Below are 532 nucleotides of genomic sequence, written 5' to 3'. Positions count from 1 at the left end.
GAACTATATTCACCACTCATAATTCCTTTATTGAAAAAAGAGTGAGCATAAAAAATTATATCATTATCGTCTTTAAAACTTAAATTTAAAGGCAGTTTTTTTTGGATTCTTAAAACTAAAGAGTCAATGTTTTTTTCGTTTTTAAACTCTTCAAATTCATTTAAATTATATGATTTGAATCCAATATTATTTAGTGCAATAGTGTCTTTAAACTCAAAATATCTATTTTTATTTTGGAGAATTTTGTTAATATTTTTGTCTTTTAATTCTAAATTTAAAGCTCCTATTAGAAAGTTGTTTTTTGTACAAATTTCTTTAATTTCATTTGTGTTTAAATTTTTTACAGTGATCACAATGAAAGGGTTAAGGGCTCCGCCAATATCAATTAATTTACTGTAATTGATATATTGTATAGAATCCAATTCAGATTTGAATTCTTTTTTTGGTTTAGATTTGTTACATGAGATCATTCCAAAAGACACAACAATAATTAGAGCAATTAATTTGTTCATGTTATTGGAATTTGGAATTT

1 protein-coding gene is annotated in these 532 nt (G+C 23.5%); it reads right to left on the bottom strand.

The annotated features are described in order from the left end of the window. The coding region (locus DIU01_RS05925) for a hypothetical protein (protein WP_290832444.1) at nt 1-512 on the bottom strand (512 nt) is incomplete at its 3' end. Between the last annotated feature and the right edge of the window lie 20 nt (nt 513-532).

Origin of the sequence: Flavobacterium sp., from assembly GCF_003525665.1 — a bacterium.
Lineage (GTDB): Bacteria > Bacteroidota > Bacteroidia > Flavobacteriales > Flavobacteriaceae > Flavobacterium.
This window is presented reverse-complemented; position numbering and strand designations above follow the sequence as displayed.